Origin of the sequence: Allobosea sp. 67-29, from assembly GCF_001898115.1 — a bacterium.
In the GTDB taxonomy this organism is placed as follows: domain Bacteria; phylum Pseudomonadota; class Alphaproteobacteria; order Rhizobiales; family Beijerinckiaceae; genus Allobosea.
The window spans coordinates 1-15,963 of record NZ_MKSQ01000010.1 but is presented as its reverse complement, the minus strand read 5'-3'; the positions used below and the strand labels follow the sequence as shown (position 1 = coordinate 15,963).

Below are 15,963 nucleotides of genomic sequence, written 5' to 3'. Positions count from 1 at the left end.
CCATGGCCGCATCGCCGCTCTCCGGTCTCGTCGCCGGACGCCGGCGCATCGGCCTTGTCGCGCTGGCGGGCTTGTCCATCGCCTGCCTGCTTCTCGCGGTCGTGGCCATCGGCCAGGGCGCCATCGCCATCTCGCCCGGGCGGGTCACGGCGATCCTTTGGGCGCGGCTCGCCGGCGACGCCACCGTGTTCGAGGGCCGGGACGCACTCGTCGTCCTCAACATCCGGCTGCCGCGCGTGCTGCTCGGCCTGCTGGTCGGTGCCGGCCTCGCGGTCTCCGGCGCCTTGATGCAGGGTCTCTTCCGAAATCCGCTGGCCGATCCCGGCCTCGTGGGCGTCTCGGCCGGGGCGGGGCTCGCCGCGGCCGCGACCATCGTCCTCGGCGACCGCTTCCTGGCCGGCACGCTGATGAAGCTTCCGTTCGCCGCCCTGCCCTTCGGCGCCTTCTGCGGCGGCCTGGTCTCGACGCTGGTGCTCTATCTCATCGCCACCCGGGAGGGCCGGACCTCGGTCGCCACCATGCTGCTCGCCGGCGTGGCGCTGGGAGCGCTGTCCGGAGCCCTGACGGGCCTCCTCGCCTATCTGTCGGACGACAGGCAGCTGCGCGACCTGACCTTCTGGTCGCTCGGCAGCCTCGGCGGCGCCAGCTGGTCGAAGCTTTCGGCGGTGGCGCCGATCATCCTGCCGCTGCTGCTCGCGATGCCGCTGCTGGCCCGCGGCCTCAATGGGCTGATGCTGGGCGAGGCGGAGGCGTACCATCTCGGCATCCCGGTCCAGCGCATCAAGGCGCTCGCGATCCTGCTCGTCGCGCTGGCCGTCGGCGCCAGCGTCGCCTCGGCCGGCCTGATCGGCTTCATCGGCATCGTCGTGCCTCACCTGATTCGCCTCTCGGTGGGCCCCGACCACCGCCTGCTGCTCCCGCTCTCGGCTCTGGGCGGCGCCATCCTTCTCGTGGCGGCCGACATCGTGGCGCGCCTGATCGTCGCCCCGGCGGAGCTGCCGATCGGGATCGTCACCGCTGCGATCGGCGCGCCCTTCTTCCTCTGGCTGCTGCTGCGCCGCTCGGTGTCGATCGATGTCTGAGGCGGCACCGCTCCTCTCCGGGCGGCAGCTCTGCTTTGCAGCCGGGGGACGCATGCTGGTGTCGGACGCCTCGCTCGATCTCGAGCCGGGCGCGACCACCATTCTGATCGGCCCCAACGGAGCGGGAAAATCGACGTTGCTGAAGCTCCTGACCGGGGAGCTCGCACCGGCGGCCGGCAGCGTGCATTGCGCGGACGAGGCGCTCGGCACCGTTCCGGCATGGCGGCTCGCCTGCCTGCGCGCCGTGATGGCCCAGCACAGCCGGCTCGCCTTTCCCTTCAGCGTCTACGAGGTGGCGCGGCTCGGCGTCGACGGCATCGGCCGCGCGCTGACGCGCCAACGGCGCGAGGCCATCGTGGCGGAGGCCCTCGCCGCAGCCGGGGTGCTCGATCTCGCCGGCCGGCGCTACCAGACGCTCTCCGGCGGCGAACAGCAGCGCGTCCAGTTCGCCCGCGTGCTCTGTCAGCTCGAAGCCGGGCGCAGCGTCGCAGAGCGGCAAGTCCTGTTCCTCGACGAGCCGATCGCGAGCCTCGACCTCTGCCATCAGCTCGCGCTGCTCGACATGGCCCGCAGCATCGCGGGGCGAGGCGTCGCGGTGCTGATCGTGCTGCACGATCTCAACCTCGCCGTGACCTATGCCGACCATCTCGTGGTGATGGATCGCGGCCGCATCATCGCGCAGGGCCCGCCGGCGGAGACCCTCGACGACGCCCTCCTGCAGCAGGTCTTCCGCGTCGGCCTGTCCCTCAGCCGCGCTCCGGCGCCCGGCCTGCCCTTCCTGCTGCCCCAGCAGCACCGCCGCGCGCCCTCCGCCTGAGCTCGCGGGACCGCCCGGCGATTCATCGGGGATTCATGGTGAATCGGCCGAGTCCCCGCCTTCACCATATCGCTCAACCGCCGATTCACGGCTGCGGCGCAATCGCTCTCCCCCTGTCAACGGGAGAATCGCCATGCCGAGACGGTTTGCGGCCAGGGGCCTCGCCCTCGCCGGGCTGACGCTGGCCCTCGCCTTCCTGGGCCGGCCGGCCGCCGCGCGCGACGTCGTCGGGATGCCCGATGCCCGCTATCGACCCGGCACCATCGTGATCCGCACCGGCGAGCGCAGGCTCTACTACGTCGTCGCACCCGGCGAGGCGATCCGCTACACCATCGCGGTGGGCAAGGCCGGCAAGCAGTGGCGCGGCGTCAAATATGTCGAGGAGATGCAGGTCGATCCGGCCTGGAGCCCGCCGGCCGAGGTCAAGCGCGACAACCCCCGCCTGCCGGACGTCATCCCCGGAGGCTCGCCGCGCAACCCGATGGGCGCGCGCGTCATCGGCCTCGGCCCCGGCGGAGAGTACGCGATCCACGGCACCAACATGCCGAAGACGGTCGGCACCGCCGCCTCCTATGGCTGCTTCCGCATGCACAACGGCGACGTGATCGACCTGTATGCGCGCGTGCAGATGGGGACGCCGGTCGTCGTTCTGCCCTGATCAGAGCGCCACGGCGGACAATAGCGGCCTGCCCGCGAAGAAGGCCTCCAGATTGCCCAGCATGGTGTCCTGCTGCGCCGCCTGCGCCAGCTCGGTGGCGGCAGCGATATGCGGTGCCAGCACGACGTTGTCGAGCGCCCTGAGCCGGTCGGAGACATGCGGCTCGTTCTCGTAGACATCGAGGGCGGCCCCCGCGATCGCACCGGTCTCGAGCGCCGCGCACAGCGCATCCTCGTCGACCGCGATGCCCCGCGAGATGTTGACCAGATGCCCGCCGGGGCCGAGTGCCTTCAGCACGGCGGCATCGACGGCATGGCGGTTCTCGGCGCTGGCACGGGCGGAGACGATGAGGACATCGGCCCATTCGGCCAGGCCGACCAGGCTGTCGTGATAGAGGTAGGGCGCATCGGCCCGCCGGCTGCGGTTGTGGTAGCCGATCTCCATCTCGAAGGCCTCCGCCCGGCGCGCGATGCGGCTGCCGATGGCCCCCAGCCCGTAGATCCCGAGCTTGCGCCCGGCCAGCCCCGGCACCGCCGGCATCCGCTCGACGGAATTGCCCTTCCAGCGGCCGGCCCGGACGAAGCGGTCGGCCTGGGGGATCTGCCGGGCGGTGGCGAGCAGGAGCCCCATGGCGAACTCGGCCACGCTGGCCGCATTCGCCTCCCCGGCGTTCCCGAGAGCGATGCCGCGCGCCCTGGCATGGCCGCCGTCGACGCCCTCGACACCCGTGCCGTAGCAGCAGATCAACCTGAGCCTCGGCAAGGCGTCGATGAGCGCGGCATCGGTGCGGAGACTGCCCATGGTCAGAAGCGCCTCGGCTTCCGCGGCGCCCGCCGGAAGCGCGTCCGGCGTCGAATAATCCATCGGCCCCAGCACCTCATAGCTTTCGCGCAGGCGGGTGACGAGCGCGGCAGGCATCTTCGGCACCATCAGGACGGTGGGTTTCATAGCGGGCTCCAATCGGTTTTGCATCGCAGCATCGCCGCGGCCCCGGCTCAAGCCCGTCCGCCGCAGCCCCGCCATATGCAGGATGCAGGGCTTCCCCGGAGGAAACTGGCCAAAAGGCCAAAGTCCGCCGGCGCCATTTCGCTCGCTTGTCGAAAAAAACCGCGTTAGCTTCGTCGCGCGACACGAAGCTCGCCCGCGCTGAAGCCGGGCCGGAAAAGGGGGCTAGCCCAATGGATCACCTTGCCGACGTGAAGAAGTTTGCCAAGAAGCCGCTCAACGAAGCCGCCTTCGCCGGCATGTCGAAGTCCTACGCGCTCGTGATGAGCAAGCCCGACACGCGCTATGTCGCCTGCTCCGACCCGGCCGAGCTCGATCGCGTCCGCGAGAATTTCCTGAAGAAGAAGCTCGGCCTGAAGTCCGGCGATCTCGACGGCTCGATCAAGACGGTCTGCGAGCAGATGAAGGACGACCGGACCAAATCCCGCCTGACCTTCTACTACCTGCTGGCCGAGCATCACGGAAAGCTCGACCTCTTCGTCAAGAAGTAGGGCCGGCCCCTCTTCCCGCCGGGCCCGCCCTCAGGGGCGAGACGGTCCGAACGGCGGTTTGCCGAATGTTTCAATCGCGATAGAGGTCTGCCCGCGTCAGCGGCAGGCCGGACGGCCCTTTGCGCCGTTTCGAGACCAGCGTCTGGTTGATCAGCGCGCCGCCGCGCTCGAAGGCGAGCGAGCAGCCGGCCAGATAGAGCAGCCACATCCGGGTACGCTCCGCGCCGATCTTGGCTTCCGCCTTGTCCCTGTTGGCGTTGAGCCGCTCCCACCACAGCCGCGTCGTGCGCTGATAGTGCTCGCGCCAACCCTCGACGTCGTGCACCTCGAAGCCATAGCGCTCGAGATTGGCGATCGACATGCCGAGATGGTCGAGCTCGCCGCCGGGGAAGATGTAGCGCACCAGCGCCCGGTACTCCGCCGGCATCTTGTTGAAGGCCTTCTCGGTCTTCTTGGCGCGGCGCGAGATGGTGTGGTGCAGATACAGGCCGCGCGGCCTGAGCAGCCGGTTCACCGTGGTGAAGTAGCTCGGATAGTTGCGGATGCCGACCTGCTCGAACATGCCGATCGACGAGATCTTGTCGAACTCGCCCTCCATCTGCGTGTAGTCCCGCAAATGCAGCGTGACCCTGTCCTGCAGCCCCCAGCGCTCGACCTTCTCCTGCGCGTATTTGAGCTGCTCTTCCGCCAGCGTCACGCCATGGGCCTCGACGCCATAGTAGCGGGCGGCATGGCAGACCAGCGCGCCCCAGCCGCAGCCGATGTCGAGGAAGCGGTCGCCGGGTTTCAGGCGCAGCTTCCTGCAGATCATGTCCAGCTTGTCCTGCTGGGCCCGGCCGATATCGCCGTGATCCTCGGTGAAATAGGCGCAGGTGTAGACCATCTCCTCGTCAAGGAAGAGCCGGTAGAAATCGTTGGAGACGTCGTAGTGATAGGCGACGTTCGCCTTGTTGGTGGCAGGGTCGCCGTCGCGCGCGATCTCGTCGCCACGCCGGTGACTGACCGCGTCCGGCGCCTTGCCGGGCGCGAAGAGGAAGCGGCGCACCACGTCGAAGACCGCGCTCTTGGGGATGGTGCGCGCAAGCTTGCCGACCTTGCCTTCGGGCCGCGCCGCCGCGAGATCGAAGATCGAGCCGTTGATGATCGCGATGCGATCGGCGATGTGCAGGTGGAGCAGCGTATCGAGCTTCGGCTTGCGCAGCAGCGCCGCCAGAACGCCGGCATCGGCGATGGCGATGGCGAGCCCGTCCTGCGGCCAGCCCGCCGGAACCATGCTGCCGTCCCAGAGCCGGAAGCCGAGCTTCAGGGCGAGCCTCTCATGCGCCTCCGCCAGAAGCCGGCGCAGGGCCGCAAGGCGCTTCTCGTCGTTCGTCATCGGCGGTTCCCGTTGGCTGTCTTGCTCCGACAGCCGAAAGACATTGGCGATCGCCGCCGGAGGCAAGCGCGTCGACATAAACCATAATGCCCAGAAGTCATGAGCTTTTCGCGCTGCCTTGCTAGAGGAGGTCCGACTAAGAGGAAAGCATCATGACATCCGGACGGGTTCTTTCGCTCCTCGCAGCAGCCTGCTGCCTCCTCCAGGGCGGCGCCGCCTGGGCTCAGACGACGAATCCGGCGCAGCCTCGTCCATCGGACGCGGACAGCCGACACGAATCAACGTGAACTTCCGCATCGAGATCGAGGGCGAGGCGGCCGACGCCGCAGCGGCCGAAAAGGCGAGGAAGGCTCTCTACGGCCAGGCGGCGCGGGAGTGCACGGTGCTCACCGCAAGTTTTTCCGGCACGGCCTGCACCCTGGAAAATCTGAACATCATGTTCCAGCGGGACAACCCCATGAACCGGAACTCGTCCGTCCTCAGCGGCAACGCCGTCTACCAGCTTCGCGCCGACTGACGCGGCCAGCGCCCTGCCGGCGCGCCGCCTTCAGAAATCGCTCGCGATGCCCTTCACTTCCCAATCGTCGTAGCGGACCGGCTCCAGCCCGCCACGTCCGTTCACCTCGCGCTGGCGCGCCACCTCGGCCGCATGGGCGTCGATTGCCGCACGCCGCGCCTGCGCCTCTTCCAGGGCGCGCTTCGCCGCCGGCGAAAGCACCTTCTCCGAAGCGGCTGCAGGCATGGCATCGCTGGCATTGTCGGGCATCGTGGCGCGCCTCCGTTGCGGGCCGGACTTGCAGGACCGGGCCGGTGCTCACCACATAGGACGGCAAACCGGCATCTGCGAGAGAATCTGTCCTTTTTTTCGCGGCGGCAGCGAAGGAGCCAGAATGAACTACATCAGGACCGGCATGCTGATGGCGGGTTTGACCGCGCTGTTTCTCGCCGTCGGCTACCTGCTCGGCGGCAGCGGCGGCATGCTGCTCGCGCTGGTCTTCGCCGCCGGCACCAATCTCTTCAGCTACTGGAACTCCGACCGGCTGGCACTCGCGGCCCACAATGCCCAGGAGGTCGACGAGCGCAGCGCGCCTGAGCTCTATCGCATGGTGCGCGACCTCGCGGCCCGCGCCAAGATGCCGATGCCGCGCGTCTACCTGATCCAGGAGGACCAGCCCAACGCCTTCGCCACCGGCCGCAATCCGGAGAACGCGGCCGTCGCGGCGACGACCGGCATCCTGCGGACGCTGACCTATGAGGAGTTGGCGGGCGTGATGGCGCACGAGCTGGCGCATATCAAGAACCACGACACGCTGACCATGACGATCACCGCGACCTTCGCCGGCGCGATCTCCTCGCTCGTCACCTTCGGCATGTTCTTCGGCTCGCGCGACAACCGGCCGAATTTCATCGTCCAGATCCTGCTTTCGATCCTCGCGCCGATGGCGGCGGCGCTGATCCAGATGGCGATCTCGCGCTCGCGCGAATACGAGGCCGACCGGCTCGGCGGCCAGATCGCCGGCAATCCGGTCTGGCTCGCCGACGCGCTCGCCAAGATCGCGGCCGGCGTCCAGCATAATCCCAGCGAGACAGCCGAGGCTCATCCTGCTACGGCGCACATGTTCATCATCAATCCCCTGACCGGCGGCGGCATGGATAATCTGTTCTCGACCCATCCCGACACCGGCAACCGCATCGCCGCGCTGATGGAGCAGGCCCGCGCCATGGGCGTGGGCCGCGGCCCCGCCGCGCCCAGCTTCACCGGCCAGGCGCATGGCAGCCCCTGGGGCGCGCGCAGCGCCGGCGGCGAGCCTCCGCGCCAGCCGGGCCCCTGGGGTTGAGATGGCCGATCGCATGACGTCCCGCCACAGATCGCCCGAGCAGGCAGCCGAACCGGAATCCCACGCACCCGGCCTGCCGGCGCGCCGGCTTGCCGCCCATGTCATCGACGAGGTGCTGCGCGCCCGCGTCGCGCTCGACGAGACCCTGGATCGCCTGGTTCCGGAAGCGGGCCTCGATTCTGCCGATGCCGGCCTCGTCCGCGCCATCGCGGTCACCGCGTTCCGCCGGCTCGGCACGATCCGCCAGGCGCTCGACGAGCGGCTCGACCGCGGCAGCCCGCGCCGCTCCGGCCTGTTCGAGCCGATCCTGACGGCCGCGGCCGCGCAGATCCTTTTCCTCGACGTGCCGGACCATGCCGCCGTCGATCTCGCCATCCGCCATCTGCACGAGGACCCGCGCTCGGCCCGCTATGCCGCGCTCGGCAACGCATTGTTGCGCCGCATCGCCCGCGAGCGCGACGCGATCCTCGCCGAGGCCGACGCCGACCCGTTTCGCGACACGCCTGACTGGCTGGCCGAAGGCTGGCGCGCTGCCTATGGTGAGGAGGCCGCCCTCGCCATCGCGCTGAGCCATCGCGAGGAACCGCCGCTTGACGTCACGGCCAAGGCCGATCCGGCTCTCTGGGCCGACAGGCTTGGCGGCATCCTGCTGCCGACGGGCTCGATCCGTCTGCGCGAACGCCAGGCGATCGCGAGCCTGCCCGGCTACGCGGAGGGTGCGTGGTGGGTCCAGGACGCCGCCGCCGCCCTGCCGGTGAAGCTGATCTCGCCCGCTCCGGGGCAGCGCGTCGCCGATCTCTGCGCCGCGCCCGGCGGCAAGACCGCACAGATCGCGGCGGCCGGCGCCAGTGTCACGGCACTCGACCGCTCCGCCCCGCGCCTGCGCCGTCTCAGGGCTAATCTCCAGCGCCTCGGGCTCTCCGCCGAGATCGTCACCGCCGATGCGGCGAGCTGGCGGGCCGAGCCCTTCGACGCCGTGCTGCTCGACGCGCCCTGCAGCGCGACGGGAACGATCCGCCGCCACCCCGACGTCGCCTGGACCAAGACGGCCGAGGATCGCGACCGTCTCGGCGCCCTGCAGGCGAAGCTGCTCGATGCCGCTGCGGCGCTGACCAGGCAAGGCGGCCAGCTCGTCTACTGCACCTGTTCGCTCGAGCCGCAGGAAGGCGAGATGCAGATCAACGCCTTCCTCGCCCGCCATCCCCAGTTTCGTCGCGCCGGCGCGAGCGCTGCCGAAATCGGCGGTTTGAGCGCCGCCATCGACGCGCATGGCGATATCCGCACCCTGCCGCAGCAATTGCCGGGCGAAACCCCGCGGCTGTCGGGATGGGCGGGATTTTACGCAAGCCGCCTGATCAGGCTATGACGAAAGCGGATTCGCGCGGCGCGATGGTCGCGTCTTGATGATTCGGGCGGGCTGACTCCGCGCCCGAGACGGAGCTTTCAGGGATTTGAGCGCCTGGTCTGAGCGTCGGGGATTGGCCCAGGCCGCAATCGGACGGGCGGCGCGGCGCAGCCGTGGCCATCTCGTCGGCGCGACGCGCAGGCTCTGGCCCTTCGGCCGCAAGGCGGCGTCCCGCCTGCTGTTCGCACCGCATGACCTGCGCACCGCCGACCCGACCACGGCCGGCGACTTCTATGCCGGCTACTACGCTTTCGCCGGCCGCACCGTCCGCACCCATGGCGAATCGCCTTTCGACGTCGCCGCGCCGACCGAGGCCTGGGCGGAGGCGCTTCACGGCTTCGGCTGGTTGCGCCACATGCGCGCCGCGGATACCGCGATCGCCCGCGCCAATGCACGCAGCCTCGTCGAGGAATTCATCGCCAGGCGGCACGACCGCGGCGACGTCGCCCGGCGCCCGGCCGTGGCGGCACGGCGGCTGATCTCCTTCCTGTCCCATTCTCCGCTGCTGCTGGAAGGCGCCGACCATGCCTTCTACGACCGCTTCCTGCGCCATGTCTCGCGCCTGTCGGACCGGGTGAGCCTGTCGCTGGCCGGCGCGGTCGAGGGTGCCGACCGGATCAACGGCCTGATCGCCGTCAGCCTCGCCGCCATTTGCCTGGACGGCCAGGATGCGCGCAGGCGCCGGGCCGAGGCGCTGCTGTCGGACGAGCTCGACGAACAGATCCTGCCCGATGGCGGACACCTTTCGCGCAATCCGCGGCTGCTGATCGATTTCCTGCTCGATCTGCTGCCGCTGCGCGAGACCTTCGCCACCCGCGGCCTCGAGCCGCCGCGCGGCGTGCTGACGGCGATCGAGCGGATGATGCCGCATCTGCGGCTGTTCCGGCACGGCGACGGCGCGCTCGCGCTGTTCAACGGCATGGGCACGACTCCGCCCGACTTGATGGCCACGCTCGCCGCCTATGATGACGCGCGCGGCCGTCCGACCGAGCATGCCGGCTATTCCGGCTACAGCCGTCTTGCGGCCGAGCGCAGCGTCGTGGTGATCGACGCCGGTGCGCCGCCGCGCGGCGCCTATTCGACCGAGGCCCATGCCGGTTGCCTCTCCTTCGAGTTTTCAAGCGGTACGCAACGCATCATCGTCAATTGCGGCGCGAGCCGCTTCGGCCCGCCCGAGCTGCGGCTCGCTGCCCGCAGCACCGCCGCCCATTCCGCCCTTGTGCTCGACGATCGCTCCAGCGCGAATTTCGGCAGGGTGCTGGGCGAAATGCGCCTGATCTCCGGACCCTCCGATGTCCGCGTCGCCCGGCAGGACGGCGCCGACGGACCCGAATGGGTCGGCAGCCATGACGGTTATCGCCGCCTGGGCGCGACGCATACGCGTCGGCTGCTGCTGTCCCGGGACGGCGCCGTGCTGGCGGGCGAGGACGAGGTCGCGCTGGCCGTGGCCCAGGCGGGCATGCCAGCGGCCGCCCGCTTCCACCTGCACCCGAACGTCCGCGCCAGCCTGGTGCGGGAAGGCACCGGGGCGCTGTTGGCGCTGGCCTCCGGAGAGGTCTGGAGCTTCGAGGCCGGCGGGCTGCCGCTCGCCATCGAAGAGAGCCTCTTCCTCGCCGCCGCCGACGGCCGGCGGAAGACCGAGCAGCTCGTCGTCGCCTTCGACGCCGTGGCGACGCCGCGCATCGCCTGGCGGCTCAGCCGGATCAGCGCCGCCAATCCGCGCGCGGGCCAGACGCTGGCGTCGCTGCTGGCCGAGCGGCAGGGGCCGGAGACCGAAACCGAACCCGAGGCGTGACGGTTCTGCGGCGGCTGCTTTTGCCTTTCGCGCCGCAGCATGATAGCTCGCGCGCGATTGCCTACCCCTGCAATGACAGCCGGACCTGATCCCGATGCCGAATGAGCTTCGCCGCGTCGAACGCGCTCTCCTTTCCGTTTCCGACAAGACCGGCCTGATCGATTTCGCCCGCGCCTTGCACAAGCTCGGCATCGCGCTGGTCTCGACCGGCGGCACCGCCAAAGCGATCGCTGAGGCCGGCCTGCCGGTCTCGGACGTCTCCGACCTCACCGGCTTCCCCGAGATGATGGACGGCCGGGTCAAGACGCTGCATCCGAAGGTGCATGGCGGCCTGCTCGCCATCCGCTCGCATCCTGAGCATCAGGCCTCGATGCTCGGCCACGGCATCCAGCCGATCGACCTGCTCGTGGTGAACCTCTACCCGTTCGAGGCGACGGTCGCTGCGGCTAAGCCCTATGACGACTGCATCGAGAACATCGATATCGGCGGCCCCGCGATGATCCGCGCCGCCGCCAAGAACCATCACGACGTCGCCGTCGTGGTCGAGCCGGCCGATTACCCCTCCGTTCTCGCCGATCTCGAGGCCCAGAAGGGCGCCACCACGCTGACGCTGCGCCGCAAGCTCGCCCAGAAGGCCTATGCCCGCACGGCGGCCTATGACGCGGCGATCTCGAACTGGTTCGCCAATGAGCTGGGCGATACCGCACCGGCCTTCCGCGCGCTCGGCGGTGCACTGGCCGAGACCATGCGCTATGGCGAGAACCCGCATCAGTGGGCAGCCTTCTACCGCACCCCGGAAAACCGGCCCGGCGTCTCCACCGCCCGCCAGGTCCAGGGCAAGCAGCTCTCCTACAACAACATCAACGACACCGATTCAGCCTTCGAATGCGTCGCCGAGTTCGATCCGAAGGCCTCGGCCGCCTGCGTCATCGTCAAGCACGCCAACCCCTGCGGCGTCGCGGCCGGCGGCTCGCTGCTCGAGGCCTATGAGCGCGCGCTGCGCTGCGACCCCGTCTCGGCTTTCGGCGGCATCGTCGCGCTGAACCGCACGCTCGATGCCGAGGCTGCGAAGAAGATCGTCGAGGTCTTCACCGAGGTCATCATCGCCCCCGATGCCGAGGAGGAGGCGATCGCCCTGATCGCCGCCAAGAAGAACCTGCGCCTGCTGCTGACCGGCGGCCTGCCGGATGTCCGCGCGCCGGGCCTGTCGCTGCGTACCGTTGCCGGCGGCTTCCTCGTCCAGTCGCGCGACAATGCCGTCGTCGACGACATGGAACTCAAGGTCGTGACGAAGCGCCAGCCGAGCGAGCGGGAACTGGCCGATCTGCGCTTCGCCTTCCGCGTCGCCAAGCACGTCAAGTCGAACGCCATCGTCTACGCCCGGGATCTCGCGACCGTGGGCATCGGCGCCGGCCAGATGAGCCGCGTCGATTCCTCGCGCATCGCCGCCTGGAAGGCAGCGGAGGCCGCGAAGACGGCGGGTTTGCCCAAGAGCCTCGCCAAGGGCTCGGTCGTCGCCTCCGACGCCTTCTTCCCCTTCGCCGACGGCCTGCTGGCCGCCGCGGAAGCCGGCGCGACGGCGGTGATCCAGCCCGGCGGCTCGATGCGCGACGACGAGGTGATCAAGGCCGCCGACGAGGCCGGCCTCGCCATGGTCTTCACCGGGCACCGCCACTTCCGCCATTGACGGCGGCACAGGTCGCGGAACAGGCTCGGCAACGGGCCGCGCGCTGAATCGCGCGGTCGATGGCCGGGGGTCCGCATGGCGAAAGCTCACAAACACGGCGCGCTGCTCAGAGAGCGCGTCGAGCACCAGCATGCGAGAGTCGCTTACGTCGAGCTGTTCTTCGACCTGGTCTTCGTCTTCGCCATCACCCAGATCTCGCACACGCTGCTGGAGCATTTCAGCGGGCTCGGTCTGGCGCAGGCCGCCTTTCTGCTCGGCGCCGTCTGGTGGGTCTGGATCTATACGAGCTGGGTGACGAACTGGCTCGATCCCGAGACGACGCCCGTCCGGCTGCTGCTGTTCGGGTTGATGTTTCTCGGGCTGGTCATGTCCTGCGCCTTGCCCGGCGCCTTCGGCGAAACCGGTCTGGCCTTCGCAGGCGCCTATGTCGCGACGCAGCTCGCCCGCTCGGCCTTCACGACGGTGAGCCTCAAAGGCGCTTCGCCGGCCAATTATCGCAACTTCCAGCGGATCACGCTGTGGCTCTGCTGCTCCGCGGTGTTCTGGATCGCCGGCGGCCTCAGCGAGGGCCCGCTGCGCTTCGCGCTCTGGCTGATCGCCCTCGGCATCGAATATGCCGGTCCCGCCGCCGGCTTCCGGGTTCCCGGCCTCGGCCGCTCGGTGACCGGCGATTGGGATGTCGAGGGCGGCCATCTCGCCGAGCGCTGCGCGCTCTTCATCATCATCGCCCTGGGTGAATCGATCATCATGACCGGAGCCACCGCCGCGAAGCTGCCGGTCACCGCCGTCAATCTGGCCGCCTTCGCCAACGCCTTTTTGAGCTCGGTCGCGATGTGGTGGATCTATTTCCATATCGGCGCCGAACGCGGCAGCCGGCTCATCGCCGATTCCGCCGATCCGGGGCGGATCGCGCGCATCGCCTATACCTATCTGCATATCCTGCTGGTCGCCGGCATCATCCTGGTCGCGGTCGGCGACGAGCTCGTCATCGCCCATCCGCTCGGCCACACCGAGGCGAAGATGGCGATCGCCGTCGCCGGCGGGCCCGCCTGCTATCTCCTCGGCAACCTGCTGTTCAAGCGCGTCACGGCAGGCTGGTTCCCGCTCTCGCATCTCGTCGGGCTCGGGCTGATCGCCCTATTGACGTTCTGCGCGGGACTGTTGCCGCCGCTCGGTTTCAGCCTGGGCGCGACCGCGATCCTCATCCTCGTCGCGGCCTGGGAGGCCGTCTCGCTCGGCCCCAGGCAGCAGGAGGCCTGAACCATGCATACGATCAAGGTCATCGGCATCGGCTTTGCTCTGCTCGGGGTCCTGCTCGTCCTGGCGCCGCGGCTTTCGATCTCGGCAGGGCGCCCGATAGCCTTCGCCGTGAAGCTGTTTCTGCCGCTCTGGTTTGTCGGCGCCTTGATCAATCTCTGGATCGGCGTCGCCAGCGCGGGCTACACCATCATGGAGGAAGCACCGGTCTTCCTCGTCGTCTTCGGCGTGCCGGCGATCGCCGGCCTGCTGATCCTGTTGCTAACCGCCCGCATTGCCCGATGAGCCTCGAATCCGTCCGCGCCTTCTTCGCCGAGCACGCGCCCGACATCGCCGTTGTCGTCACCGAACAGAGCAGCGCCACCGTGCCGCTTGCCGCGGCTGCGCATGGGGTGGAGCCTGGCCAGATCGCCAAGACCTTGTCGTTGCGCATCGGCGACGAGGTCGTGCTGGTCGTCGCCCGCGGCGACGCCCGCCTCGACAACAGGAAGGCCAAGGCCGCGCTCGGCGGCAAGCCGCGCATGCTTGGCCCCGAAGAGGTCGAGGCCCTGACCGGCCATCCGGTCGGCGGCGTCTGCCCCTTCGGGCTCGCCACGCCGCTCAAGGTCTATTGCGACATCTCGCTCAGGGCCTTCGATGTCGTCGTACCGGCAGCGGGCTCGACCCACAGCGCGCTGCATATCGCACCGCAGCGCATGGCCGAGCTCACGCAGGCCGAATGGGTCGATGTCTGCCAGGAAGCCGTGCAGGAGACTGCGGCGGCGGAATGAGGCTCAGCCCTTCGTCCGTGCGATCAGCTCCATCGCGGCGGCGGGATTACGGACCTTGTCGCCGCTGATGACATAGAGAAACACGTCGCGCTCCTGCCTGGCTGCGGCCGGTGCCACCGTATCGAGCCCCTCCGGCACCCCGCCTTCGGCCCAATCCCGTGCGGCCTTGGCCCAGCGCGAGAGGCCGGCTTCCGGATAGCCCTTCGGCTCGGCCTCCCTGGTCCCCATGATCCGCGCATAGACGAAGGGCGCCGTCACATCGGCGATCTGCGTGTAGTCCGCATCGGCCGAGGTGATGGCTGCAACGCCATAGGAGCGAAGCAGCGCGACGAAATCTGGCGAACGGAAGCTGTCATGCCTGACCTCGACGGCATGGCGCAGTGCGATTCCGTCGAGCTCCTTCGGCAGCAGCTTCAGGAAGGCCTCGAAATCCTCCGGGTCGAATTTCTTGGTCGGCATGAACTGCCAGTTGATCGGCCCGAGTTTGTGCCGGAGTTCGGTCAAGCCGCTGGTCAGGAACTTCTCCACGGACGGCCCGGCCTCCGCCAATACGCGGCGATTGGTGCAGAAGCGCGAACCCTTCAGCGCGAAGACGAAATCGTCCGGCGTCTCCTCGCGCCATCTGGCGAAGCTCTCGGGCTTCTGCGAGCCGTAATAGGTGCCGTTGATCTCGATCGAGGTCAGCTTGCTCGCGGCATATTCGAGCTCGCGCTTCTGGGCCAGACCGTCCGGATAGAAGGTGCCCCGCCAGGGCTCGAACACCCAGCCGCCGATACCGATGTGGATCTTGCCTGTCGTCGCCACTGCTCGCCTCCTGCGGCCTGGAATGTCTGGCCAAGCTTAGAACGGCCGCGCTCCTTGTGAACAAGCGCGGCCGCATAAACGCCGGCCATGCTGACGGCCCTCGTCAGCATCGCCATCTTCGCCGGCCTTGCCGACTGACGGCGACCCGCCCGCCGCCGACCCGCACGAATGGCGCGTACTCTTTGCAGACCACAACCCTACATATGTTGCGGCCGGCTGCGCCAGCGTCTCCCCTCCACGCGAAGAAGGAGCGCGGCGTTGGCAAGAGGATCGCGCGGCGAGCTGGACATCCTCGTCGGTGCGCATCTGCGCCGCTTGCGCGAGAATGCCGGAATGTCGGGAGAGCAAGTCGCGTCCGCGCTGGACGTGAGCCAGCAACTCGTCAGCGAACAGGAAAGCGGCCGCAAGCGGCTATCGATCGCGCAGCTCCTGAAGCTGGCCGCGCTCTACGGCAAAACGCTTGCCCAGCTGATCGCGGAGATGGAGCTGGATTGTCGGGCGCCGACGCATTTCGCGGACGGGGCACAAGCGGCTTATCGCGCCGACACGACGGAGCGGGGCTCGGCGAAGGCGGCGCGACAGCCGTTTCTGATCGACCTTAATCAGCTCGACGATCCCGCCGAACGAAAGGCGGTGCTCGATCTCTTCAACCGGTTCAAGGAAAGCGGAAACGACGGCCGCCGGAGCGGATAGATGGGGTTGCCGATCCCATTGAAGCTGCCACGCCATCGAGGCTCGGATGCCGGGGAGGGTGGAGTGATCCGCCGCTGCATTGGTCCACTGAGAAGCCTGTCCTTTCGGACGGCAGGCCGACCTGCCGAAGATGCGCCGCTACCCTGCGCAAGGTCGTACTGACGCCCGGCCCCATACGCGGCGGGTGCTGGGCTGGCCGGCACGCTGGGCACCATCCTGGATTGAACGTGGCGACGAGGCGTTGGCATGGCCATAACGCGAAAACCCCGCCGCGTGACGCGACGGG

17 protein-coding genes are annotated in these 15,963 nt (G+C 68.9%); 13 read left to right on the top strand and 4 right to left on the bottom strand.

Annotated features, from left to right (window positions below):
- The first annotated feature begins 2 nt into the window (after positions 1-2).
- From BGO20_RS09610 to BGO20_RS09600, 3 genes are all read left to right on the top strand, one after another.
- On the top strand, positions 3-1,082 hold the full coding sequence (locus tag BGO20_RS09610) for a FecCD family ABC transporter permease (protein WP_291659960.1): 1,080 nt from the start codon (positions 3-5) through the stop codon (positions 1,080-1,082).
- On the top strand, positions 1,075-1,899 hold the full coding sequence (locus BGO20_RS09605; RefSeq protein WP_291659898.1) for a heme ABC transporter ATP-binding protein: 825 nt from the start codon (positions 1,075-1,077) through the stop codon (positions 1,897-1,899). The genes BGO20_RS09610 and BGO20_RS09605 overlap by 8 nt, the downstream gene beginning before the upstream one ends.
- A 133-nt stretch (positions 1,900-2,032) precedes the next feature.
- Complete coding sequence (locus BGO20_RS09600) at positions 2,033-2,557, top strand: L,D-transpeptidase (RefSeq protein ID WP_465246022.1); 525 nt, start codon at positions 2,033-2,035, stop codon at positions 2,555-2,557.
- Here BGO20_RS09600 and BGO20_RS09595 read toward each other — a convergent pair whose 3' ends face one another.
- Positions 2,558-3,505 (bottom strand): 2-hydroxyacid dehydrogenase, encoded by a 948-nt coding sequence (locus BGO20_RS09595; protein WP_291659900.1) that lies wholly within the window; start codon positions 3,503-3,505, stop codon positions 2,558-2,560.
- Positions 3,506-3,735: 230 nt separating this feature from the next.
- Here BGO20_RS09595 and BGO20_RS09590 point away from each other — a divergent pair, with 230 nt between their 5' ends.
- Positions 3,736-4,053: a DUF2853 family protein gene (locus BGO20_RS09590; protein ID WP_291659902.1), complete on the top strand. Its 318-nt coding sequence runs from the start codon at positions 3,736-3,738 to the stop codon at positions 4,051-4,053.
- Positions 4,054-4,123: 70 nt separating this feature from the next.
- Here BGO20_RS09590 and BGO20_RS09585 read toward each other — a convergent pair whose 3' ends face one another.
- A complete protein-coding gene (locus BGO20_RS09585; protein ID WP_291659903.1) occupies positions 4,124-5,428 on the bottom strand; it encodes a class I SAM-dependent methyltransferase in 1,305 nt (434 codons plus the stop codon).
- Between the two features lie 283 nt (positions 5,429-5,711).
- Here BGO20_RS09585 and BGO20_RS09580 point away from each other — a divergent pair, with 283 nt between their 5' ends.
- Entirely contained in the window at positions 5,712-5,945 is a 234-nt protein-coding gene (locus BGO20_RS09580) for a hypothetical protein (protein ID WP_291659905.1), read from the top strand.
- A gap of 30 nt (positions 5,946-5,975) precedes the next feature.
- On the opposite strand, the gene BGO20_RS09575 is transcribed toward BGO20_RS09580, so the two are convergent.
- Positions 5,976-6,194, bottom strand: a complete 219-nt coding sequence (locus BGO20_RS09575; RefSeq protein WP_291659906.1) for a DUF1674 domain-containing protein — start codon at positions 6,192-6,194, stop codon at positions 5,976-5,978.
- A gap of 124 nt (positions 6,195-6,318) precedes the next feature.
- Between BGO20_RS09575 and htpX the strand changes: the two genes are divergently transcribed.
- From htpX to BGO20_RS09540, 7 genes are all read left to right on the top strand, one after another.
- A complete protein-coding gene (htpX, locus tag BGO20_RS09570; protein WP_291659907.1) occupies positions 6,319-7,266 on the top strand; it encodes a zinc metalloprotease HtpX in 948 nt (315 codons plus the stop codon).
- Positions 7,267-7,279: 13 nt separating this feature from the next.
- Complete coding sequence (locus tag BGO20_RS09565) at positions 7,280-8,632, top strand: RsmB/NOP family class I SAM-dependent RNA methyltransferase (RefSeq protein ID WP_291659908.1); 1,353 nt, start codon at positions 7,280-7,282, stop codon at positions 8,630-8,632.
- Positions 8,633-8,744: 112 nt separating this feature from the next.
- Entirely contained in the window at positions 8,745-10,466 is a 1,722-nt protein-coding gene (locus BGO20_RS09560) for a heparinase II/III family protein (protein ID WP_291659910.1), read from the top strand.
- Between the two features lie 94 nt (positions 10,467-10,560).
- Positions 10,561-12,153, top strand: a complete 1,593-nt coding sequence (purH, locus tag BGO20_RS09555; protein WP_291659911.1) for a bifunctional phosphoribosylaminoimidazolecarboxamide formyltransferase/IMP cyclohydrolase — start codon at positions 10,561-10,563, stop codon at positions 12,151-12,153.
- 75 nt (positions 12,154-12,228) lie between these two features.
- Complete coding sequence (locus BGO20_RS09550; RefSeq protein ID WP_291659912.1) at positions 12,229-13,413, top strand: low temperature requirement protein A; 1,185 nt, start codon at positions 12,229-12,231, stop codon at positions 13,411-13,413.
- A gap of 3 nt (positions 13,414-13,416) precedes the next feature.
- Positions 13,417-13,695 (top strand): hypothetical protein, encoded by a 279-nt coding sequence (locus BGO20_RS09545; protein WP_291659914.1) that lies wholly within the window; start codon positions 13,417-13,419, stop codon positions 13,693-13,695.
- Entirely contained in the window at positions 13,692-14,180 is a 489-nt protein-coding gene (locus tag BGO20_RS09540) for a YbaK/EbsC family protein (protein ID WP_291659915.1), read from the top strand. The genes BGO20_RS09545 and BGO20_RS09540 overlap by 4 nt, the downstream gene beginning before the upstream one ends.
- A gap of 3 nt (positions 14,181-14,183) precedes the next feature.
- Here the strand turns inward: BGO20_RS09540 and BGO20_RS09535 are convergent, their stop codons facing one another.
- On the bottom strand, positions 14,184-14,984 hold the full coding sequence (locus BGO20_RS09535) for a DUF72 domain-containing protein (RefSeq protein WP_291659917.1): 801 nt from the start codon (positions 14,982-14,984) through the stop codon (positions 14,184-14,186).
- Between the two features lie 168 nt (positions 14,985-15,152).
- On the opposite strand from BGO20_RS09535, the gene BGO20_RS09530 reads away from it, so the two are divergent.
- Complete coding sequence (locus BGO20_RS09530; protein WP_291659919.1) at positions 15,153-15,677, top strand: helix-turn-helix domain-containing protein; 525 nt, start codon at positions 15,153-15,155, stop codon at positions 15,675-15,677.
- Positions 15,678-15,963 lie beyond the last annotated feature (286 nt).